This is a genomic window from Treponema primitia (genome assembly GCF_046533075.1).
Lineage (GTDB): Bacteria > Spirochaetota > Spirochaetia > Treponematales > Breznakiellaceae > Termitinema > Termitinema primitia_B.
In genome coordinates this window covers 38,019-58,467 of sequence record NZ_JAJQRB010000067.1, presented here as the reverse complement: position 1 = coordinate 58,467, position 20,449 = coordinate 38,019, and the positions used below count along the sequence as shown (strand labels likewise).

Annotated in this window: 22 protein-coding genes; 12 read left to right on the top strand and 10 right to left on the bottom strand. The window is 54.4% G+C overall.

The window, feature by feature from the left end:
* Positions 1-2: 2 nt before the first annotated feature.
* Both LQZ19_RS14000 and LQZ19_RS13995 read left to right on the top strand, forming a co-directional pair.
* A complete protein-coding gene (locus tag LQZ19_RS14000) occupies positions 3-209 on the top strand; it encodes a hypothetical protein (RefSeq protein ID WP_411048300.1) in 207 nt (68 codons plus the stop codon).
* On the top strand, positions 196-417 hold the full coding sequence (locus LQZ19_RS13995) for a type II toxin-antitoxin system PemK/MazF family toxin (protein ID WP_411048299.1): 222 nt from the start codon (positions 196-198) through the stop codon (positions 415-417). The genes LQZ19_RS14000 and LQZ19_RS13995 overlap by 14 nt, the downstream gene beginning before the upstream one ends.
* A gap of 61 nt (positions 418-478) precedes the next feature.
* Here the strand turns inward: LQZ19_RS13995 and murJ are convergent, their stop codons facing one another.
* The 3 genes from murJ to LQZ19_RS13980 are packed head-to-tail and all read right to left on the bottom strand — an operon-like array spanning position 479 to position 3,380.
* Complete coding sequence (gene murJ / locus LQZ19_RS13990; RefSeq protein ID WP_411048298.1) at positions 479-2,095, bottom strand: murein biosynthesis integral membrane protein MurJ; 1,617 nt, start codon at positions 2,093-2,095, stop codon at positions 479-481.
* A complete protein-coding gene (locus LQZ19_RS13985) occupies positions 2,092-2,913 on the bottom strand; it encodes a glycerophosphodiester phosphodiesterase (RefSeq protein WP_411048297.1) in 822 nt (273 codons plus the stop codon). The genes murJ and LQZ19_RS13985 overlap by 4 nt, the downstream gene beginning before the upstream one ends.
* Complete coding sequence (locus LQZ19_RS13980; RefSeq protein WP_411048296.1) at positions 2,910-3,380, bottom strand: PspA/IM30 family protein; 471 nt, start codon at positions 3,378-3,380, stop codon at positions 2,910-2,912. Before LQZ19_RS13980 ends, LQZ19_RS13985 begins: the two co-directional genes overlap by 4 nt.
* 138 nt (positions 3,381-3,518) lie before the next feature.
* On the opposite strand from LQZ19_RS13980, the gene LQZ19_RS13975 reads away from it, so the two are divergent.
* The gene (locus LQZ19_RS13975) at positions 3,519-4,850 is read left to right on the top strand and encodes an OmpA family protein (RefSeq protein ID WP_411048295.1); all 1,332 of its coding nucleotides are present in this window, start codon (positions 3,519-3,521) and stop codon (positions 4,848-4,850) included.
* Positions 4,851-4,904: 54 nt separating this feature from the next.
* Here LQZ19_RS13975 and LQZ19_RS13970 read toward each other — a convergent pair whose 3' ends face one another.
* From LQZ19_RS13970 to LQZ19_RS13955, 4 genes are read right to left on the bottom strand one after another with little or no spacing between them, the layout of a single operon-like run.
* A complete protein-coding gene (locus LQZ19_RS13970; protein WP_411048294.1) occupies positions 4,905-5,705 on the bottom strand; it encodes an acetyl-CoA carboxylase carboxyltransferase subunit alpha in 801 nt (266 codons plus the stop codon).
* A complete protein-coding gene (gene accD / locus LQZ19_RS13965; protein ID WP_411048293.1) occupies positions 5,705-6,508 on the bottom strand; it encodes an acetyl-CoA carboxylase, carboxyltransferase subunit beta in 804 nt (267 codons plus the stop codon). The genes LQZ19_RS13970 and accD overlap by 1 nt, the downstream gene beginning before the upstream one ends.
* A complete protein-coding gene (locus tag LQZ19_RS13960) occupies positions 6,508-7,296 on the bottom strand; it encodes a polysaccharide deacetylase family protein (RefSeq protein ID WP_411048292.1) in 789 nt (262 codons plus the stop codon). Before LQZ19_RS13960 ends, accD begins: the two co-directional genes overlap by 1 nt.
* Before the next feature lie 59 nt (positions 7,297-7,355).
* Positions 7,356-7,682, bottom strand: a complete 327-nt coding sequence (locus LQZ19_RS13955; RefSeq protein ID WP_411048291.1) for a helix-turn-helix domain-containing protein — start codon at positions 7,680-7,682, stop codon at positions 7,356-7,358.
* A 158-nt stretch (positions 7,683-7,840) separates the two neighbouring features.
* Between LQZ19_RS13955 and LQZ19_RS13950 the strand changes: the two genes are divergently transcribed.
* A complete protein-coding gene (locus tag LQZ19_RS13950) occupies positions 7,841-8,731 on the top strand; it encodes a CsgG/HfaB family protein (protein WP_411048290.1) in 891 nt (296 codons plus the stop codon).
* A 59-nt stretch (positions 8,732-8,790) separates the two neighbouring features.
* On the opposite strand, the gene LQZ19_RS13945 is transcribed toward LQZ19_RS13950, so the two are convergent.
* On the bottom strand, positions 8,791-9,570 hold the full coding sequence (locus LQZ19_RS13945; protein WP_411048289.1) for a lysophospholipid acyltransferase family protein: 780 nt from the start codon (positions 9,568-9,570) through the stop codon (positions 8,791-8,793).
* The gene (locus LQZ19_RS13940) at positions 9,563-10,246 is read right to left on the bottom strand and encodes a beta-ketoacyl synthase chain length factor (protein ID WP_411048288.1); all 684 of its coding nucleotides are present in this window, start codon (positions 10,244-10,246) and stop codon (positions 9,563-9,565) included. Before LQZ19_RS13940 ends, LQZ19_RS13945 begins: the two co-directional genes overlap by 8 nt.
* A gap of 88 nt (positions 10,247-10,334) precedes the next feature.
* Here LQZ19_RS13940 and LQZ19_RS13935 point away from each other — a divergent pair, with 88 nt between their 5' ends.
* Genes LQZ19_RS13935 through LQZ19_RS13920 form a run of 4 tightly spaced genes read left to right on the top strand, consistent with a single transcriptional unit; the run spans position 10,335 to position 16,000 of the window.
* Positions 10,335-12,560, top strand: a complete 2,226-nt coding sequence (locus tag LQZ19_RS13935; protein WP_411048287.1) for an AMP-binding protein — start codon at positions 10,335-10,337, stop codon at positions 12,558-12,560.
* Positions 12,557-13,003: an acyl-CoA thioesterase gene (locus LQZ19_RS13930; RefSeq protein WP_411048286.1), complete on the top strand. Its 447-nt coding sequence runs from the start codon at positions 12,557-12,559 to the stop codon at positions 13,001-13,003. Before LQZ19_RS13935 ends, LQZ19_RS13930 begins: the two co-directional genes overlap by 4 nt.
* A complete protein-coding gene (locus LQZ19_RS13925) occupies positions 13,000-13,683 on the top strand; it encodes an outer membrane lipoprotein carrier protein LolA (protein WP_411048285.1) in 684 nt (227 codons plus the stop codon). Before LQZ19_RS13930 ends, LQZ19_RS13925 begins: the two co-directional genes overlap by 4 nt.
* Complete coding sequence (locus tag LQZ19_RS13920; protein WP_411048284.1) at positions 13,658-16,000, top strand: MMPL family transporter; 2,343 nt, start codon at positions 13,658-13,660, stop codon at positions 15,998-16,000. Before LQZ19_RS13925 ends, LQZ19_RS13920 begins: the two co-directional genes overlap by 26 nt.
* On the opposite strand, the gene LQZ19_RS13915 is transcribed toward LQZ19_RS13920, so the two are convergent.
* On the bottom strand, positions 15,901-16,560 hold the full coding sequence (locus LQZ19_RS13915) for a 4'-phosphopantetheinyl transferase family protein (protein ID WP_411048283.1): 660 nt from the start codon (positions 16,558-16,560) through the stop codon (positions 15,901-15,903). The two genes, LQZ19_RS13920 and LQZ19_RS13915, sit on opposite strands and share 100 nt — an antisense overlap.
* A gap of 22 nt (positions 16,561-16,582) precedes the next feature.
* Between LQZ19_RS13915 and LQZ19_RS13910 the strand changes: the two genes are divergently transcribed.
* From LQZ19_RS13910 to LQZ19_RS13895, 4 genes are read left to right on the top strand one after another with little or no spacing between them, the layout of a single operon-like run.
* Positions 16,583-17,179 carry a DUF3261 domain-containing protein gene (locus LQZ19_RS13910; protein ID WP_411048282.1) on the top strand — a complete coding sequence of 199 codons (597 nt, stop codon included), beginning with the start codon at positions 16,583-16,585 and terminating at the stop codon, positions 17,177-17,179.
* Positions 17,176-18,441, top strand: a complete 1,266-nt coding sequence (locus LQZ19_RS13905) for a beta-ketoacyl synthase N-terminal-like domain-containing protein (RefSeq protein WP_411048281.1) — start codon at positions 17,176-17,178, stop codon at positions 18,439-18,441. Before LQZ19_RS13910 ends, LQZ19_RS13905 begins: the two co-directional genes overlap by 4 nt.
* Positions 18,431-19,159, top strand: a complete 729-nt coding sequence (gene fabG / locus LQZ19_RS13900; RefSeq protein WP_411048280.1) for a 3-oxoacyl-ACP reductase FabG — start codon at positions 18,431-18,433, stop codon at positions 19,157-19,159. The genes LQZ19_RS13905 and fabG overlap by 11 nt, the downstream gene beginning before the upstream one ends.
* Complete coding sequence (locus tag LQZ19_RS13895) at positions 19,159-20,400, top strand: beta-ketoacyl-ACP synthase (protein ID WP_411048279.1); 1,242 nt, start codon at positions 19,159-19,161, stop codon at positions 20,398-20,400. Before fabG ends, LQZ19_RS13895 begins: the two co-directional genes overlap by 1 nt.
* Positions 20,401-20,449 lie beyond the last annotated feature (49 nt).

Genomic DNA, 20,449 nt, shown 5'->3' with positions numbered 1-20,449 from the left:
TCATGACCATAGAGCAGACTATTGAGATACCTGCCAGCCGCCGCATTTATATTGATTTGCCGTCTCAAATTCCTGCCGGCAAAGCCAGAATCGCAATAAACATACTGGAATGTCCTTGTGTCGATGAAATAGAAGCGTTCAGCGATGAAAATGAGGCGACCGAATTCGCCACCCGCCTTTCAAAGAAAATGATACATGAAGCGTGGTGAAATATGGTCTCTTCGGGACGGAGAGTATGCCAGCAAGGCACGGCCTGTCATTATTGTTCAGTCCGATCCGGGAGAATTTTTTAATTCCGTCATTCTTTGTTTATTTACTACTTTTGAATCATCCCATATTCCGACAAGGGTTCATATAATTCCGGATAAAACAAACGGCTTAAAGCTTGAAATCCGCAGAGAGGATATTGCCGAATAATTATTTTCCTCATTTATGTCTTCCTATTTCCCTTTTTCGCCTTTGCGCGCCTTTGCGGTTCCTACCCTCCTTTTGCCTTTCTCAGCATATTCCGTATCCCCCGGATCTGTTTGTCCCGGCTTATCACCAGAAGAACTATTCCCACGGCGCCGAAGATGGCGGCGTTGATGGCCAGGGGGATGCCGTAGGCGATGATGCGGCCCCGGCCGGCGAAAAGATGGAGGAGCCGGGGGGACAGGGCGAGGATCGGAACGGCGGCGATGCAGGAAAAGAGGATTAGTTTTACTGCGTAGATCAGGGCGGCGGGGAGGGCCTTGTCTATGGTTACCCGGGGGTTGCGGCGGAGGAAGGCCAGGAGGAGGGCGGTGTTGACCACGCTGGCCAGGGTCAGGGCCAGGGCGACTCCGGCGCCTTTGAGGGGGCCCACCAGGAGGGCCGCCAGGCCCATGTTTACGGCGAAGGAGATGATCCCCGCCAGGGTGGGGGATTTGGAATCGCTCTGGGCGTAGAAGGCCGGCGCCAGGATGCGGTTCAGGGCGATAAAGAAAAGGCCGGGCATGTGGAAACGAAAGGCGGACAGGGTGAGGGCCACGGATCGCTCATCAAAACTGCGGCTTTGGAAGAGGAGCCGTATCATGGTTTCCCCCTGGGAGAGGGAAAAGAAGGTGATAGGGATGGAGATCAGGGCGATGATATCCATGGCGGATACCAGCCGGCCATTGTAGAGTTCCCAGCGGGAGGATTTGGCGTACTCCGACAGATCCGGCAGTAATACTGTGCCGATGGATACGGCGAAGACCCCCAGGATCAGTTCCTGGAGCCGCAGAGAATACTGGAGGCTTGAAACTACCCCTTCCCCGGCATTACCCGCCAGGGCGGTGGATACCAGATCGTTGAGCTGGTAGGCCGCCATACCGACGATGGTGGGCCCGATAAGCCGCAGTACCTTTCGGGTACCGGGGTGTTTGATCGCCCGTTTCAGGCCGGTAAAAAAGAACGGGAAGCCCCGCTTAAGGACGAAGGGGAGCTGGATGGCGGCTTCCAAAAAGCCCCCGATGATGACGCCCATAGCCATGGCCCGGGCGGGGTTTGCGGTAAGGCCGCCGAGGCCGTAGGCGCAGAGTATGATTACCAGGTTGAGCAGTATCGGCGCCAACCCCGATGGGGCGAAAACCCGGACGCTGTTCAGGATACCCTGAAAAAGGGCGGCTATGGAGATAAAGCCCAGGAAGGGGAACATCAGCCGGGTTAGAAAGACTGTTTCGTCAAATTCCTCCATGCCGAAGACGGACACCACCCAAGGGGTTACCAGGATGCCGGCGATCACCGCCAGGGTTACGAAGAATGTTAAAAAGGTAAAAATACAGGAAAGGAAGTCCCGGATTTTTTCTCGATTGTCCTCCAGGAGATATTCTTTGAAGGTAGGGATAAAGGCCACCGCGATGGAACCTTCCGCAAAGAGCCGCCGGAAGAGGTTGGGGATCATGAAGGCCACCGAGAAGGCGTCGGACAAGGCGCTGGTCCCCAAGAGGCTTGCCTTGGTCATTTCCCGGAGCAGCCCCAGAATACGGGAACCCAGGGTGAGGATGGACAGGGCCGAACCGTGGCGTAAAAGCGCCCGGGACTCCCCCTCTTTCGTTTTTTGCAGCGAATCTTTCTGCGCACCGGGCTGTTTCATGGCAGAAGGTCCTTCATATCCTGGGGCCGGTTCGTAATAATCCCTTGGCAGCCCAGGTTCAGCAGATGCCCGGCGAGGGCGGGATCGTCTATGGTCCAGGGTACAATAGGCAGGCCTTCCAGTTTATCCATTTGGAAATAGCGCAGGGGGTTAACCTGGGTGTGAACCGGTTTAACATAGTCGCAGTGGGCAAAGAAACGTCCCAAGCCATGGCGCAGTATAAGTGGTACCTCGAAACTGGCGCTCCAGATGAGGGCGGTGGGGAATTGGGGACAGAGCCGTTTGAAGGCGGCAAGGCAGAAGGGGTTAAAGGACGACAGGGTTACTGCGCCCTTGACCCGGTCCCCAAGGGATTTGAGTTTTGCCGCTACCAGACCGGGAAGCAGATCGTTCCGGGTTCTCCGGCTCTTGAGTTCTATATCGATATACATATCGGGGCAAAATTCTTCCAGCACTTCCTCTAAAAGGGGCGGGTGTTCCCCCGAAAAAGCGGGGTCGAAGAAGGACCCCACATCGATACGGCGAATCTCTGCCAGGGTAAGCGCTTCGATATCCTTGCCCTCGCCGTTATGCTCCGGGGAGGCGGTTCGTTCAAAGGTATCATCGTGGGCCACCACCAATTCGCCAAAGGAGCTTACTCCGGAGCTTCCCGCGCCGCAGGCATGGACATCCAGTTCCAAGCCCGGCGCGCCCAGCTCACGGGCCTTTCGGAAGGAGGCCATGGTATTTTCCGGCGCCAGGGAAGAACAGCCGCGGTGGGCAAAGACCAGGGGACGCGGCCTTTCGGGAAGCAGGGGGACGCGGCGTCCGGCGCTCATGGCTGCCCTTCGCCGTTCATCTTAGCTTTCAGGGCTTCCAGGGCGGCGTCGGCTTCCGCTATCTGAAATTGGCGTTCCGTATCCGGCTTGATTTCTTCCCCCGGTGTCCCGCCCAGGGCAATCAGCAATTCCTGTTCAAGGAGATCCGGGTCGATACTCCGCTCCCGGGCCGCTAATCCGGGAAGCTGCTCCCGCATACGCCCTATTTGGCTCCTTAGGTCCGTAATTTCCGCTTCTATGGCGGATAGTTCTTCCTGCGCCTTGTCCGCTTCAGTCTGAGCCGCCAGGATTAGATCCTCTGCGCCCCTGGATTGGGCCAAGCTAAGGCGGGACAGCCATTTTTCATGCTCCCCCTTCAATTCCGCATGTTTTTTTTCGGTAAGTTTTAGTGTGGTTATATAATGGAAGATATATTCTTTGGCGTCCGCGGCTCCCATGCCGCTTAGATCTTCGCTTGGTTTCTCCATAAAAATCATTGTATCCCTGCCCGGTTCCGGTTTCAATGTTCCGGAGACGGTTTTTCTCTAAAAGTCGTTATTTTTACCGGTAAAATTGCCGTGATTATACGTATGAGGAAAATAGAGCCCAGGGATTATATATTGTTGATGACCCTCCTTCTCATTCCTCTCCTGCCTGTCTCCCCGCAGGAGGCCGGCGCTGCGGTGCGGCTGTCCCAGGGAACCCAGGGTCCCTATTCCATTGTTGAACGATCCGATTGGTCCCGTTACGACAATGGAAAATATATCGGCCATGTATACCGGGAAGTCCGGGCCTCTATTATTCCCCAGAATCGGGGCGGAACGGGATATCAATACCGGGGTAACTTTTTTGTTATGGAGGAAACCCTCCGGGATATGCGTCAGAGCGCCCGGGCGGTGGATGATGTAATCCCCGTTAGTTTTCGTGTTGAGGGTGAAAAGGGGCTTGTTATTGATAATGACCGGGGCTTCCCGGCGTTCCGGAATTTCCCGGCCTTTCCCCCGGACGCGATACGCCCCGGCGAAAAATGGGTTGCCCGGGGCAAACGGGCGGTGGACCCCCTGAACGAAGGAAAGCCTGTGGTGGTGCCCCTGATTGCGGAGTATGAGTACCGGGGAATCGAAGACTACCGGAATATCCCGGTACACCGGATCTTTGCAAAATATGCTTCCCGTTATGAAGGATCGAATTCCTTCGAGGGATCATCTCAAACCCAGGATTTTCGGCTTGAAGGTACCCATAATGTGGATATCCTGCTCCGGGTTTCCGATGGTATCCCCCTGATGATGCGGGACAACCTGGACGAGACCTATTCCTGGCCGAGGGGTTCCGCCCGGGGCGGAGACTCCGGTTCCACCATCCGTTTCCGGGGCTTTACCCTGACCTTTGGCGATGGGCTTGTCCCCCTGGACCGGGAAGCCCTGATTACCGCCGTGACCGCCAAAGAACGAGCCCGGCCTGCCGATTCGGGTGGTGACAGGACTGTCGCTCCGGGTGATAATAGGACCACCGATTCGGGTACTAATAAGACCACTGATTCAGGTGGTGGTAGAACCACCGATTCAGGCGGTGATCGGATCACCGAATCGGGCATCGATATGGCCGCCGTCCCCGAAGGGGTTAAGCTAACGATTAAGGATATCCGCTTTCAACCGGATTCGGACGAAATGCTTCCCGCCGAACGTCCCCGGCTGGACATGATAGCCCGGGTATTAAAAGAAACCCCGGACCGGATGTTCCTGGTGGAAGGACATACCGCCGCAATAGGAAGGCCCACCGGCGAAATGGAACTTTCGGTCCAGCGGGCCAGGCGTATGGTGAACGAACTAACCAGCCGGGGAATCCCTGCGGAACGGTTTATCTATAAAGGCTGGGGCGGTACAAAGCCTATCGGGGATAACTCAAACGACGAAGGCCGCAGACTCAACCGCCGGGTCGAAATCACTATCCTCGAATGAAAAACCCCGCCGCAAACAGCGTCGGGGTATCTTCGTTCTGAGCTTTTCTGAAAATTATTCTTTAAATTCGCCAATCACCCTGAACTTCTGGTACCGCTTTTCCAACAGGGTAGGGGTATCCAGAGCGGCATACTTCTTCACCGCTTCCAGCAGATAATCGGCAATATTTTTCGCCGTAAGCTTAATATCGCTCCGGGCGCCATCGGCGGGTTCGGCGATCACCCTATCACAAATGCCGAAGGAGTGAAGATCCTCAGCGCAGATCTTCATCAGTTCCGCCGCTTCTTTTTCCCGCTCACCGTCCTTCCACAGTATTGATGCGAACCCCCGTGGGGAGATGACCGAGTAGAGGGAGTTTTCCAGCATGGCCAGATCGTCGCAGACCCCCAATGCCAGGGCGCCGCCGGAACCGCCTTCTCCCAGGACCACCGCGATGATCGGGGTTTTGGTTCCCATAAATTCCTGAAGGTTTCGGGCTATGGCTTCACCCTGTCCCCGTTCCTCCGCGCCGATGCCGCAGAAGGCGCCGGGGGTATCAATAAAGGTGATTACCGGACGGTGGAATTTTTCCGCCTGCTTTACCAGGCGCAGGGCCTTGCGGTAACCCTCGGGATGGGGCATGGAAAAGTTTACCCGTTTGAATTCTTCGATATCCCGGGCCCGGACCTGGCCGATAACCGTTACCGGTTTTCCGTCAAAGTAGGCAAGGCCGCCTACTATGGCCGGGTCATCCGCATAGTAGCGGTCCCCGTGGAGTTCGGTAAACTCCCGGAAGATCAGGGGAATATAATCGTTTACCGTGGGCCGTCCAAGACCCCGGAGTAATTCTAAGCGCCGTACAACCGTAAGGGCCATTATACCGCCTCCTTTCTTTGATGCATCTTCAGGAACCGCGCCAATACTTCCCGCATCTCGTTCCGGGGAACGATGATATCCGTAAACCCGTGTTCCTGCACAAACTCTGCGGTCTGGAACCGTTCGGGGAGCTTCTGGCCTATGGTATCCTGGATAACCCGCTTCCCCGCAAAGCCTATCAGGGCGCCCGGTTCGGCGATGATGATATCCCCCAGGGTGGCGAAGGACGCCGTAACCCCGCCGGTGGTTGGGTCGGTGATCACCGATATGTAGAGCTGCCCCGCTTCGTTATGCCGGGCAACAGCGCCGGAGGTCTTGGCCATCTGCATCAGGGAGTAGATCCCCTCCTGCATACGGGCGCCCCCGGAGGTGGTAAAGATGATTACCGGTAATTTTTTCGCGGTTCCGTATTCTAGGGCTCGGGTGATTTTTTCTCCCACCACGCTGCCCATGCTGCCCATCATAAAATAGCTGTCCATGATGCCTATCACCGCAGGGTAGCCCTGGATGGTACACTCCCCGGTAACCACCGCTTCTTTAGTATTACAACTTTTCTGCAGGGCGCCGATTTTGCTTTCATAGTCGGGAAACCCAATGGGGTTTTTTGACTCCATCCCTGCATCAAGCTCCTTAAAGCTGCCCTCGTCCGCGGTGCATTCAAGCCGTTCCTGCCAGTTCAGACGGGTGTGGTAATTGCACTTCCCGCAAACCCTGTGGGCTTTCCGAAAAGTTTCGATATCCACCACTGTTCCGCAGTGGGGGCAGCTTACGTGACCGGAAGGAGCTTCCGTATTACTTGCCATTATGATCCTCCATACATCTCTACTATAGCAGATTCGGTATAAAAATTTAAGACCTCCGGAATATCAAAGCCCCGTAGTACATAGCCCTGTTTTTCCAGATAGAGAATAAGTTCTTCCACGAATTCGGGTATCCAGCTCCGGTTATAGGTACAGTTGGGGTTACGGGCGAGGTTTTCTTCCATAATAATATGGGAATCCCGGGCGTCGTGGAGTAAAATAAGTCCTCCCCCCTGTTTTTTCAGAGCCCTAAGTATCCTCCGCCGGACTGTAGCTTTTTGGGATTCCTTAAGAACAGCATCGTAGGCGCGGGCGGTCGCCGGTATCATTCGGTACCCCGCATCTTCCCAGAGCCGGAGGTGCTTTGTTGTATAGAAGCCGCCATGGGGACGGTAGAGCAGGGGACGCAGATCTTCTTCCAGCGCCTCGGATATAGCGGATTCCCCCCGGATAAGGTTGTCGGAAAATTTTTTCCGGCTCAAGTTGACCGCCCAGGCATCGCCGTATCCGTGATTGATAAGGTAATGCCCTTCGTCATGGATGCGTTTTGCCAGTTCCGGGTTGTGTTCGACATTCTCTCCCAGCAGGGCAAACATTCCCCGGATATGGTACTTCCCCAATACCTCCAGGAGCCGGGCGGTGGTGTCCGCATGGGCATTGGGTCCATCGTCAAAAGTAAAAATGACCAGCTTGTCGGGCATAGGAATCTGTTTGTTGGTCCGGTTCAAGGTTTGACAGCCGGAGAAGAGGATACACAGGGCTGCTAAAAACCCGGATAAAAGACAGAACATTCTGTATATTTTTGTATCTAATGCGGCATAACACATAACAATATACTCTAATTTCTCATTTAGTTATATTTTTGAATAGTATCATCGATCACTTTGTTCAATTTTCCCTTGATCTGTACCAGTTCCTGAACCATCAGTTCCTTCTCGTGGGGGTCCTTAGCCTTCATTTCCAACGGTTTTTCAAGAAACAACTGAAAAGGAAAGACCTCCAGGGCATCTGAAATAGCCTGAATCACCTCCGGGGAGGGGAAATTTTTCCCATTCTCCACTGCATTGAGGTAATTTGGCGAAATATCTATCATTTCTGAAAACGCAAGCTGGCTTATTCCCTTTTTTTTTCGGAAAAAACGAAGATTTTTGATAAATATCTCCTGAAAATGGGTCATACAGTAAATATAAAGTATCTGCTTTCCCCTAACACTAATACACATTATTTCATTGAAATAACTGTATTACAGTTGACATTTTCTTATTTTTATCCATAAAATGGTCCAAATACAGTTGAATAATTGTAATACAGTTATTTTTGGATTAGGAGTGTATCATGAAAAGGAGCCTTGGATTTTTTGTATTGATTCTTTGTGCAATGACGAATCTTGTGTATGCACAGCAGGCAGTTTCTCTTGATGACGCAATCAAGAGCGGCGCGCAGGATATTGAGAACAAACTGGTCAAAGGGGTAAAAGTTGTGGTACTCAACTTTAAAGCGCCTACAGAACGGTTTTCAAATTACGTGCTTGATGAACTTATGACCGTCCTTGTCAACAACGGGAAAATTACCGTTGTTGACCGGCAAAATCTTTCCCTTATCCAGCAGGAAATGAACTTCCAGATGTCAGGCGAGGTTAGTGACGCTTCCGCCCAGGAAATCGGTATGAAACTCGGCGCCCAGTCAATTATTTCCGGCTCGCTTGAAGATATGGGCAATTCTTATCGCCTCCGGTTCAGAACCATAGAAGTGGTCAGCGCGGCGATTCAGGTACTATCCTCGGCGAATGTACGGAAAGATAATCAGGTCGCAACGCTTATGTCCGGCGCACCGACTAGTCCGGCGGGGAGGGGCAACACATCCGCAACGCAATATCCTCATGGTCTGAATTATTCTACCGGGCGGAAAGTCGGCGCGGGATTCTTAAACTGGATATACGGCCTTGGGTCCTTTACAATGGGCGACTGGGCAGGGGGCTTGATAGTTGGGGGAACAGGACTAGTCGGTGTGGTACTGATGGCAAGCGGAGCAGGAGAGGGGGTTATACTAGAAGTAGCCTCTGTGATCTACGGTCATATCCGCCCCTTCCAGTATGACAAGGCGCGTGCAAAAAAGAACGGTACCTATTACGCATCGGAAAATCCGATAGACCATATCCATATTGCCTTAATACCGGATAATAACGGTGTCCGTGCGGTAAATCTGTCATATTCGCTGCAATTTTAGTTATTTTTTATGGGTGGGCGTGTGAAGCGCCTACCCGGTTACGGTGTTTAGTCAGCTCATCAAATCTGATCAAAAAGAACAGAGCAAATCTCATGGTGAAAATTCCGCACTCCAACGGGGTTGGGCAGATCCCGGTATTTTTCCGGGGATAACTCCTCCAGCATTTGGATCCGGTATACATACCGGTCCCGGTGATTATAGGCTGTCCAGGGGTCCTTTTTCCCCAGGCCGTATTTATCGGTTCCCCCGATATGTACCGGAACAACGCCGCATCCCGATAGGAGGGATATCCGGGCGGCGCCCTTCTTGAGCGCCAGCTTGCCGGACCGTGGAGTCCGGGTCCCTTCGGGGAAGATGATCAGACAGTTCCCCTGGTTCAGAGAATCGACACATTCCTTGAGCAGATCCTGGAAGTTTAGGCTGGTGAGGATATATAGCTGCCGGACTATGCCCCGCACAAGGGTCCGGGTCAGGGTTCCCCGGACTATGCAGTCCGCATTGGGGATCAGGGAGATAAGCATAACCACATCCAGTATGGAAGGGTGGTTGGCCACCACGATTTTGGATGAAAGACGCCGGAACGGTTCGGCTTCTCCGGGATCCATATCAACTACCCTTAGGAAATGCATGAACCGGATAAAGACACGGAAGCATGCGGAGATAAAGCGGCGGGCGCATTTCTGGAATTCTTCCCGGCCATGCAGGGTAAGCCGTAAAACCGGGAGAACAAAAATCATTATCAATACGGAACTGAATCCAAAGATAAAAAAGGAAAGCCATTTCATGAGGACCCGGTATACGTAGAGAGGCCGGTTTTCCACAGGAGGCATTTCATCCATTACCGTTTAGCTCCGACTTGAGATACAGGTATCGGAGGAAGTCCTCGGGGGAGGCGAAGGGCTCTTCCGGCAGGGAGACGCCGCGGCTGTCACGGGAGAACAGTACCGCAAAGGCAAGGGGACGCGCTTCAGGCGGACGGAGCGTACCGTATTCCGCCGGGACCAGTTCGTCGGCGTAGGCCAGGACCGTTTCCCCGGCTGTACCGGTTAAAACCGGGGCAGCGGCGGCCAGGAGGCCGGGGTAAAATTGATCCCCCGAGGGGTAGACCGCGGAATAACCCCCGCCAAGGTTTAAAGCCATAGAGGCCAGAGCCGGTGGAGTATTGAAGACCGAAAGGGAAAAAGCAGCGGGCATTACCGATCCATCCTCGATAATCATCTTATTGATCCGAAACTGTTGGCTTATTTCTCCACGGAAGGAGAGGAAGAAGACTTTCATCCCCTCTCCCAAGGGCAGGAGCTCGTGCAAAACCTGGATACACATCCGTGAGATCTGGCTTAAGCGGCGGCGGAACAACGGCTCCGTATAGTCCAGGGAAGGGGCGTCCTTTGAGAGCGTAATTTCCCGCTTACCCCGGGCCCATTCCATCCAGGCGGCTTGGCTGTCCATGCCGGGAGCCCAGGCGGAAAACCGTGAAACCCGGATTGTATCCATGGTATAGTTTTTTTGTTCCACCTTCTCCCATGATAGGGAGTAAGGTGGTCTTTGTCAATTTGACATTCATCCTGCTTAGCGGTAATATGGGGGAATGGATAATACGGGAATGACGGATACCCATATACCCACGGCTTTTTCTCTGTCCCGGTTTACCCCATCCTCCAGGCCCGGAGATACGGTCCTGTGTTACGAAGGGAGCTGGCAGGGTGGTCCATATAAAACCTGGTCCGACTTCCTTGGAGAAACTGCGGCCATGCGCAGGATCATTGAAGCGGATGCCGCCCCCCAATGGATACTCCACTGCGAAGATCTCTGGTACTTTCTCATTGCCTTTACTGCCCTGCTTCAGTGCAGGAAAACTATTCTGCTTACCGCAAATATTTCGCCCGGCTATATCGCCGAGATCCGCGCCGGGGGAGCCGATGCTTCGCCCATCCCCTTCCTGACGGATCAGGATATTCCCAGTGCCGCAGGCGATCCGGCCGGGCAAACCATCTATGTCCCTGCGCTTTTGGCGGGTCCCTTTGAGGCGAAACTTGCCGCAGAGACGCCGCCTGTGATTATCGCCGATGAAACAGTAATTATGATGTATACATCCGGGACCACCGGCCGGCCCAAGGTGGTGCAGCAGCGGCTCACGGAATTTGAAATCGATAACGTCTTCATCCTTTCCAAGTGGGGGGAGGAATTCCAAAAACGGAAACTTGTTTCCACCGTAAGCCAACACCATATCTACGGTCTCCTTTTTTCAATATTGCTGCCCTTTACCACCGCGGTCCCCTTTAGACGGAATCGTATCGAATACCCCGAAGAATTTGAAACCCTTGCAGGCGGGTCCGGGGGGCCCGAAGATTCCTATATGATTATCACCGTACCGGCCTTCCTGAAGCGTTCGGTGGAAAGGGAAAATGCACCGTCCTTCAATCTCAGGTCCCCCTGGATATTCACCTCCGGGGGAGTGCTTCTGCCGGAGCTTGCCAAGCGGACCGATGAAGTCTTTGGGTTCTGGCCCCTGGAAGTGTACGGCAGTACCGAAACCAGCGGCATTGCCTATAGGCAGTCCCGGGACGGGCTTCAGTGGACCCCCTTTGATAACTGCAAAGTCAGGCTGAACGAAGAGGGCTGCCTGGTGATCCAATCTCCCTACATTAAGGATACTGCGGGGTTCACCACCGGAGATCTGGCGGATATCCTTGAGGATGGCCGGTTCATTCTCAAAGGCCGGGCGGATTCTATCGTAAAGATTGAGGGGAAGCGTATCTCCCTTCCGGAGTTGGAAAGCCGGCTTCTCCAATCCGGCCTGGTGTCGGATGTATGCGTCGTTCCCCTGGAGGATCACCGGCAGTACCTTGGGGCAGCATTGGTGTTTAACCGGGAAGGGCAGGAGAAATTCCGTACCACCGAAAAATATCTTGTAAACCGGTATTTTCACGAATATCTCCGGGGTTTTTTTGAAAACACGGTGATACCCAGAAAGTGGCGCTACCCGGACAGCCTTCCCCTGGATGCCCAGGGAAAAAAGAAGCGGAATGAAATTCAGGCTTTGTTCGCCGGGAAACCCGAATCTATAAAACCGGGGTTTCTCATCCCCGTATATAACCACGGCAGGACCCTGGCGCCCATCGTAGAACAACTATACGCCTTTGGGCTTCCCATAATTCTGATAGATGACGGCAGTGATGGTGAAACAAAAAAGTACCTTGCCAAGCTTACTGGCGACTTTCCCGAAACGGTTCTGCTTACCCTGGAGAAAAACCGGGGCAAGGGGGCGGCTGTTTCCGCGGGCATTGAAAAGGCCCACGAACTGGCGCTGACCCATGTACTCCAGATCGACGCCGACGGTCAGCATGACATAAGCCGGGCCGGGTTTTTTCTGGAACAGTCCCGGCTCCACCCGGAGGCGTTGATCTGCGGCTATCCGGAGTTTGATGAATCCGTCCCGGCGAGCCGGCGTAAGGGCCGGAGGATCGCCAATACCTGGGTAGGAATACTCACCCTTTCGAGGGATATCACCGATGCCATGTGCGGGTTCCGGGTGTACCCTGTAAAGCCCTTTTGGGAAATATGCCGGCGTCATCACCTCGATCAGCGTATGGGCTTTGATATAGAGGTACTTATTCTTTTTTATTGGAAGGGATTTTCCCTGCTGTTCCATCCCGTTACGGTGGGTTACCCCCGGGACGGGGTTTCCAATTTTCATATGGTGCGGGATAATATCCGCATAAGCTGGATGTTTACCCGGCGCTTCTTCGGCATGATCCCCCGGCTCCCCCGCTTAATCCGCCGCCGGAAGGAAGGCCTTGATGGTAAGGGTGAAGGTGTAAAGGTATGAAGATCCAGGATTTAAGCGCGGAACTTGAGTTTTCCGTGGAGTTTTATGATGTGGATCCCATGGAAGTTGTGTGGCATGGTAACTATGTAAAATATTTCGAAAAAGCCCGGCGCGCTCTGCTGAACAAAATAGGGTACGGGTACGTCGAAATGAAGGCGTCCGGTTATGCCTTTCCCGTCACCGATATAGCCCTGAAATTTGTCCGTCCCCTTCGGTTTGGCGACCGGGTACGGGCCAGGGCCTATTTGGAGGAGTACGAAAACCGCCTGCGGATTAAGTACGAGCTTTCCAATGCCCTAACCGGGAAAATTACCACCAAGGGGATGAGTACCCAGATGGCCTACAATATCGCTGCGGCGGATTCCTGTTTCCTTTGTCCGGGGATTTTAATTGAAAAAGTCGAAGCCCTGTTAAAAGCCGGTGACGGGGAAGGGCAGGGGTGAAAAACGGCTCCCGGCATTTTGCCGTCCTTCCGCTATGTTTTGCCCTGCTCCTGTTTTTTTTCCATCCCCAAAGTCCGGGCGCTCAAACCGCAGCGGAGGATGTATTTCGTTTCCCCCTGAATGCGGAAACCCGTCCCCGGTTTGACCGGGTATGTACGACCCTGGCGGAACATCCGGTGATTAAGGGTACCTTTGTTCAGCAAAAAACCATCAGCCGGCTTAACCGTTCTCTGGTATCCTCGGGTAATTTTATTATTACTGCGGATCTGGGCATGGTTTGGGAAACCCTTTCCCCTTTTCCCTCAACCCTGGCGGTGGGCCGGGATTACCTTGTCCAGTCTACCCCCTCCGGGGTGAAGACCAGGCTGGACGCTGCGGGGAATGAAATCTTCCTCCGTTTGTCCGACACCATTAGTGCGGTCTTTTCCGGCAACTCCCGGAAGCTCCTTGATAATTTTGAAAATTATTTTACCGAATCTAACGGCTCGTGGACCCTGGGGCTCATCCCGTCGGAAACTTCCATTAAAACCTTTGCGGTCCGGATAATTATGGAAGGTGATACGGTGATCCGCCGGATCACCCTCCGGGAACGGAACGGTGACAGTATCAGGTATGAACTTTCCAACCACAGCTTTCCCCAGGAGATAGATTCCGGTGAAAAAGCCCTCTTTTCTCTCTGACCGTTTCCTCAAACCCTGGCTCTGGCTTATAGTCCACGGGGGGATTGCCCTGGCCTTGGCGTTTTCGGTGTTTTTACAAAAACCTGTGGGGATAAATCTGGACCTCCTGGGCATACTCCCCGACACCGCTTCCCTTAAACCGGTTTCCGCCGCGGACAGGCTCCTGGGAGACCGCAGTTCACGGGGCTTTTACATCCTTGCGGGGGCCCAGGATTTTGAGCGGGCAAAAGAGGCCGCAGTATTACTGTACCAAGGACTTGAGGGCCCCGCCTTTGAATCCCTGTCCCTGTATGTGGATCAGGGTGTGATGGACCAGGTCCTTCAGTATCTCTACGATTACCGCTACGCCCTGCTGGACGGGGAAAGCCGGGAACTGCTGGAATCCGGCCAGGCCCATATAATTGCCGAAGACGCCCTGGCTTCCGCCTTTGGGGCTTTCAATTTTACCACCCTGGATAATTTGGACACGGACCCATTCCTCCTTACAGACCGGGGGCTGCGGCGCTTTATTTCAACAGCCCTGTCCGCTGGGGGAACCATGTCCCTTAGGGACGATGTCCTTGCGGCCCAACAGGGGGAAACCTGGTATGTCATGCTCCGGGGCGTATTAAGCCCCCGGGGTGCGGCGATCACCAATGCCGATAGCGGGGTGCAGAAAATCTACGCCATCGCTTCCGATATAGAAGCGGAAAATCCTGATCTGCGCTTTGTATATTCCGGCATTCCCTTCCACAGCTACGAAAGTTCCTCCTCCGCCCAGCGGGAAATATCCCTCATCTCCACGGTTACCCTGGTTTTGGTGGCGTTGCTTTTTCTCTTTGTGTTCCGTTCCCCCCTGCCGGTACTGGCATCCCTGGCCGCCATAGGGATCTCGATACTTCTGGCGCTCATGACAGCCCTGCTGTTTTTCCGGGAGATCCATGTTCTCACCTTTGTGTTCGGTACTACCCTGATTGGGATCTGCGTGGACTATTCGATCCACTACCTTGTCCAGCGTAACGGCATACTCCGGGGAATTGCCATGAGCCTGGTTTCTTCGGAGATCTGTTTTATCGCCCTGCTCTTTGCCCCCTTTGGTATCCTGAGGCAGTTTGCGGTTTTTTCCGCCGCCGGCCTGCTGAGTTCCTTTTTAACCGTAAGCTGTTTGTTTCCCCGTTTCGGCAGTATTACTGCGAAAGAAAACCGGATCATGAAACTGCCGGCTCTCCCCAAGCCGGGCCGCTTTTCCGGTATCATCAGAAAAACTATTCTCGTGGTCATTCTCTGCGTATCTCTGGCTGTCCTTTTCTTTAACCGGAGCATGATCCGGGTGGAAAATAATATCACCGGGCTTTATACCATATCCCCATCCCTTTTGGAATCCGAGCGTATCGCCTCGTCGGTGCTGAACATCGGTTCCCCGGGCTGGTACTTCATCGTATCCGGGGATACCCCCGGGGAGCTTTTGGAGCATGAGGAGCTGCTGCGGAACCGGCTGGACCGTGAAATCACCCGGGGCAGCCTGAAATCCTATATGGCCTCTTCCCTCTTTGTACCTTCCGTAAAAACCCAGGAGCAAAACTACGAAGCCGCCAAGTCCTTGCTCCCCCTGGCGGAGGCCCAGTTTGAGTACCTGGGTTTCCCCCGGTCCGGCGCCATCCTGTTCTGTGAAGACTTCAGACAGAAGACGGGCCGCTACAGTGAAGTAGACGGGCTTCCCCCGTATCTTGCGGGAATACTGGAAAATCTCTGGATAGGTGAAGTCGGGGGCCGGTACTATTCCTGTGTGCTGCCCCTCCATGTTTCGGTTGAGGAACCCTTCCGCGCCCTTGGGGGTGAGTTTGATTTTGTGTTTTTTGTAAACAAGGTGAAGGATATCGGAACCGGCCTTGATACCCTTACGGGGATCATGCTGGTCCTCCTTATCATCGCCTATGGTGTTATCGCCGTAACGGTACTCATCCTCTATCCCCGCCGGGACGCCCTGCGGATCATCGCGGCGCCTTTGTTGCCGGTTCTGGTGACCGGGAGCGTCCTTGCTGCGGCGGGCATACCGCTGGGCTTTTTTTCGGTGGTAGGGATTGTGTTGGTATTCGGTCTGGGGCTGGATTATATGTTCTACCGGACCGAAAGCCGGAACAGTAATACCGGGACCCTCACGGTTTGGGCTATCGTCCTTTCGTACCTTACCACCGCACTGTCCTTCGGCGCCCTGGTATTAAGCTCCTTTCCCCCGGTTCATATCTTTGGGCTTACGGTGTTTTCCGGGCTCACCACCGCTTTTATCTCCGCCATGCTGATGCAGGGCAGGGTTTCTTCCGAAAACCACCGTACCTGAACCACCTCGTCCCCAGGGGCCTTCTCCCTTGCAAGGGCAAGCATATACTGTTCACCTTCGGTTTTCCCGAATTGCCAGAGCCGGAATTCAAGGGGCGCTTGCCCGGGGGGATTCGGATCATCAATAACAAACTCCGGTGTTTTCAGCATATTGAAAACCGAAAGCCCCCGGAGTTTCAGAAAAGATTCTTTCAATACCCAGAGGCTGCAGAAACGCCGGGCCCTTTCCGCAGTATCCGCAGCAGCGGCGATGTACTCCAGTTCCCGGGGGAAGAAGAATTTTTTTGCTACCCCGAGGTGATCCTGCCGGGGATTGATGTATTGAATGTCACAACCAATGCGGCGTTGGGACACCAGGGACACCGCCACGGCCCGGTTGGAATGGGATATGTTGAAGTCCCCCGGGCGGTCGGTAAAATAAGGCCGGCCTCCGGTTTCCTGCCCTATCGATTCCGGGTCAAGCTCCCGTCCGGAGAGGAGTCCCAGGATACGCCGGGCTTCACGGCTTTGCAGTTCTCTTTTCGTATTTGACAGAAGGGATAATCCCAAGTAAAATGCCATGGTACGGTTATTATATAGTATATTGAGGTTAAAAATTCAAAAAAAATACCGGGGCGCTTTTTTTCTGGCCATTTTCTTCTGGCTGGTTTCCTGTGCGACAACACAAAAGCCTAATCAGAATTTTTCTCCGGTGTATGTAACCAATAGGGTAACCTATACCCTGCTTTCCCCGGATCATATTGAAGCGCCCCTGGATATGGCCCAGCAAATTTCCGGCGTCTACGGCGGGAAGGAGATGCTGCTGGACGCCTGGGTTCAGGCGGACCGGGGGGGGATATCCATAGCCCTGATCAACAGTTTCGGTGTCAGCATGGGGGATCTGTCCTTTACCGGAGACGCCGTTTCCTTTTCGTCCTCCATGTTCCCCCCTTCCTTGAAGGCGGAATACGTTGTTGCGGATTTTCAGTTTTGCTTTTACCGCATCGACGCCCTGGTTTCGGCTTTGCGGGGGCTCAGTCTGGTGGTTGAGATACGGGATAGCATGGATGGTTCCGTGGAGGTCCGTCGAATTTTTGATCAAAAGAAACTGATCATCGAAATTGAAAAGAAACCGGGCGAAGTGCGGTATACCAATTTATTGCGGGGCTATACCTATACCCTGCGGGGGGACTTTAGTTGATCCCGGTTCAGAACCGCTGTCGCATCTACCTATCCCCGCCGGGGGTTCTTTGCTGCGCCGGTGCGGACCGGCAGACCCTGTTTGACGCGGCGCTTCGGGGGGATAGCTCCGGCATCGGTGTGGTGACCATTGATGCGGCGCCTCCCGCATTGGAACAGCGTTTTCTCGTGGGCAGGGTTCCCGAAGACCGCCTGAGTTCCGCCGCCGCAGTAGCCGCCTGTCTCGGGCTGGAACCGGATACGGCATTCCCGGCCCCCCGTATTTTCCGGCTCGCCGATGCAGCCCTGGAACAGATCCGCCCCCATGTGGAGCAGGCCCTGGCCGCCTATGGTCCCGGGCGCATCGGGGTCTGTGTAGGGTCCTGTGACAATGGTACAGAATGGTCACTCAAAGCCCACCGGTCGTTTTTTGCCAACGGAGGTTTCCCAGAAGGGTATGATCTGCGCTTTCAGGGAGCCGCGGGACCTTCGGAATATGTCTCCCGGAAATTCGGCCTTTCCGGGCCTTCCCTGGCCTTTGCCACCGCCTGCGCTTCCTCCGCCACGGCCATCATCCGGGGGGCGGAGCTTATCCGCCTGAATGTCTGTGACGCCGTTATAGCCGGCGGGGTTGATATCGCCTCGGAAACCGTACTCCTGGGTTTCAATTCCCTGGAGGCGGTTTCCGGCAGCCTCTGTAACCCCTTCAGCAGAAACCGGAAGGGTATTACCCTGGGGGAAGGGGCCGGGTTTTTTGTGCTCTCCCGGGAAGCTTTGGAGGGAGACATTGAACTCCTGGGGGCCGGAGAAAGCGCCGACGCCTATCATATGACCGCTCCCCGTCCGGACGGCCAGGGGGCGATCCGGGCAATGGAAGCTGCCATCTCTGATGCGGGGATAGAAAAGGGGGAACTGGGGTACCTCAACCTCCACGGAACCGGTACTATTCAGAATGATCAAATGGAAGCCCGGGCGCTTGCTTCGGTGTTTCCCGGGGCTAGTCCCCCGGCAAGTTCCACCAAGCCCCTTACCGGGCATACCCTGGGCGCTGCGGGGGCCCTGGAATTGGCCCTGTGCTGGATGACCTTGGCTTCACCCCTGGACCCGGCGCCTTTACCGGTTCATGTCTGGGATGGGGAATACGATCCGGCGCTGCCCCCCCTGCATCTGGCTGCCCCGGGCGACAGGGTTTCGAATTTAGGTGTCTGTATGAGTAATTCCTTTGCCTTCGGGGGCTGTAATGTCAGCCTGATTTTGGCAAAATCGGAGGGAGATGGTGAGTGAGAAACAGGTTCTGGTTACCGGCGCAAGCAGGGGTATAGGACGGGCTATTGCCCTGGCCGCTGCGGAAGCGGGGTATAGGGTGATAGCCCATTACAACCGGGGGGAGGATGAAGCCCGGTCCCTGCGGGAGGAGATCCTTTCCCGGGGCGGAGATGCGGAGATCCTTGGCTTTGATATTGCAAACCGGGAGGATTGCCGGGAAAAGCTGGAGTCCCTTACCGAATCCGGGGGCGCCCTTTGGGGCATAGTTTGTAACGCCGGAATCCATGCGGATAACGCCTTCCCGGCCCTCTCGGATGAAAACTGGGATTCGGTGATCCATACCAACCTGGATGGGTTTTACAATGTGCTTCATCCCCTGGTAATGCCCCTCTGCCGGAAAAAGCAGGGCCGGATCATCACCATCGCTTCGGTTTCGGGCATCATGGGAAACCGGGGACAGGTAAACTACAGCGCCTCCAAGGCGGGGATCATCGGGGCCACCAAAGCCCTCGCAGTAGAACTGGCCAGCCGGTCTATCACCGTAAACTGTATAGCCCCGGGAATTATCGATACCGAGATGATACGGGATGCGCCTCTGGATAGGATCCTCCCCACCATTCCCATGGGCCGTGTTGGACAACCCGGAGAGGTGGCGGCCCTGGCGGTGTTCCTCCTTTCCGATGCAGCTTCCTATATTACCCGGCAAGTTATCTCGGTAAACGGGGGCTTGATATAATGCCGAAACGGGTTGTGGTTACCGGCGGCGGGATAGTGAGCGTCCTTGGATCAGGATGGAAGGAAGTACTGGAAAGCTTGCGGGCCGGAAAAAACTTTGTCCGTGTAATGGATGAGTGGGAAAAATATCAACCCATGAATACCCGTCTCGCAGCGCCCGTGGATTTTGCGGCGCCGGATCTTCCGCGGAAGAAACTCCGGGGCATGGGCCGGGTCTGTCTCCTCGCTCTGGTCGCCACGGATCAGGCTTTAAAATTGGCGGGTCTTGCGGAAAAGGGTGAAGCGGTGGCGCAGACGGCCAATCTTCCTGATGGGCGCTGCGGGGTGGCCTATGGTTCTTCCATGGGCAGCATAGATTCTCTGTTGGATTTTTATAGTATGCTCATGTTGAATACCACCCTTAAGATGGGAGCCACCACCTATGTCCGGGCCATGCCCCAGACCTGCGCCGCTAATATCGAGGTATACTACGGCTTAACCGGCAGGCTGATCACCACCAATACTGCCTGTACCTCAGGCTCCATGGCCATAGGCCAGGCCTATGAGCTGATTCAGCAGGGCAAGCAGGATATTATGATCGCCGGCGGAGCGGAGGAACTTACCGCGGCGGATGCTGCGGTTTTTGATACCCTCTTTGCGGCGAGTACCAAAAACGATACCCCGGAATGTACCCCTGCGGCCTACGATAAAAACCGGGACGGTCTGGTTGTAGGGGAAGGCGCCGGGACCCTCATCCTGGAGGAGTACGAACACGCCAAAAACCGGGGCGCCGCCATCTATGCGGAACTTGTCGGTTTTGGTTCCAACAGCGATGGAACCCATATCACCCAGCCCAACCGGGTCACCATGGGCGCCTCCCTGTCCCTGGCTTTGGCTGACGCCGGTATAAAAAGCGATAGTATCGGTTATGTGAACACCCACGGTACAGCTACCAAAGCCGGGGATATAGCCGAAACTTGGGCCACCCATGATGTGTTTAAACGGCCAATCCCCGTGAGTACCCTGAAAAATTATACCGGCCATACCCTGGGGGCCTGCGGCGCCATTGAGGCCTGGGTTTCGATTAACATGATGAACCATGGCTGGTTCTGTCCTAACATCAACCTGCAGAACCCGGACCCCCAATGCGCCCCCCTGGATTACATTATGGGCGATGGCCGGGAAATCAATACCGGATATATTATGTCCAATAATTTTGCCTTTGGGGGAATCAACACTTCTTTGATTTTTAAAAAAGTTTAATAGTATTGTTCCGGAAGTTTCTGCATTGACAGCATTATTGATTTTGGAC

What these genes read in the sequence shown, in the direction of transcription:
- LQZ19_RS13950 (WP_411048290.1), top strand. Translation starts at nt 7,841, where the DNA reads ATGAAAAGGAGCCTTGGATTTTTTGTATTGATTCTTTGTGCAATGACG.
- LQZ19_RS13935 (WP_411048287.1), top strand. Translation starts at nt 10,335, where the DNA reads ATGACGGATACCCATATACCCACGGCTTTTTCTCTGTCCCGGTTTACC.
- LQZ19_RS13895 (WP_411048279.1), top strand. Translation starts at nt 19,159, where the DNA reads ATGCCGAAACGGGTTGTGGTTACCGGCGGCGGGATAGTGAGCGTCCTT.
- accD (WP_411048293.1), bottom strand. Translation starts at nt 6,508, where the DNA reads ATGGCAAGTAATACGGAAGCTCCTTCCGGTCACGTAAGCTGCCCCCAC.
- LQZ19_RS13995 (WP_411048299.1), top strand. Translation starts at nt 196, where the DNA reads ATGAAGCGTGGTGAAATATGGTCTCTTCGGGACGGAGAGTATGCCAGC.
- LQZ19_RS13915 (WP_411048283.1), bottom strand. Translation starts at nt 16,560, where the DNA reads ATGGCATTTTACTTGGGATTATCCCTTCTGTCAAATACGAAAAGAGAA.
- LQZ19_RS13955 (WP_411048291.1), bottom strand. Translation starts at nt 7,682, where the DNA reads ATGACCCATTTTCAGGAGATATTTATCAAAAATCTTCGTTTTTTCCGA.
- murJ (WP_411048298.1), bottom strand. Translation starts at nt 2,095, where the DNA reads ATGAAACAGCCCGGTGCGCAGAAAGATTCGCTGCAAAAAACGAAAGAG.
- LQZ19_RS13975 (WP_411048295.1), top strand. Translation starts at nt 3,519, where the DNA reads ATGACCCTCCTTCTCATTCCTCTCCTGCCTGTCTCCCCGCAGGAGGCC.
- LQZ19_RS14000 (WP_411048300.1), top strand. Translation starts at nt 3, where the DNA reads ATGACCATAGAGCAGACTATTGAGATACCTGCCAGCCGCCGCATTTAT.
- LQZ19_RS13980 (WP_411048296.1), bottom strand. Translation starts at nt 3,380, where the DNA reads ATGGAGAAACCAAGCGAAGATCTAAGCGGCATGGGAGCCGCGGACGCC.
- fabG (WP_411048280.1), top strand. Translation starts at nt 18,431, where the DNA reads ATGGTGAGTGAGAAACAGGTTCTGGTTACCGGCGCAAGCAGGGGTATA.
- LQZ19_RS13985 (WP_411048297.1), bottom strand. Translation starts at nt 2,913, where the DNA reads ATGAGCGCCGGACGCCGCGTCCCCCTGCTTCCCGAAAGGCCGCGTCCC.
- LQZ19_RS13945 (WP_411048289.1), bottom strand. Translation starts at nt 9,570, where the DNA reads ATGGATGAAATGCCTCCTGTGGAAAACCGGCCTCTCTACGTATACCGG.
- LQZ19_RS13930 (WP_411048286.1), top strand. Translation starts at nt 12,557, where the DNA reads ATGAAGATCCAGGATTTAAGCGCGGAACTTGAGTTTTCCGTGGAGTTT.
- LQZ19_RS13970 (WP_411048294.1), bottom strand. Translation starts at nt 5,705, where the DNA reads ATGGCCCTTACGGTTGTACGGCGCTTAGAATTACTCCGGGGTCTTGGA.
- LQZ19_RS13960 (WP_411048292.1), bottom strand. Translation starts at nt 7,296, where the DNA reads ATGTTCTGTCTTTTATCCGGGTTTTTAGCAGCCCTGTGTATCCTCTTC.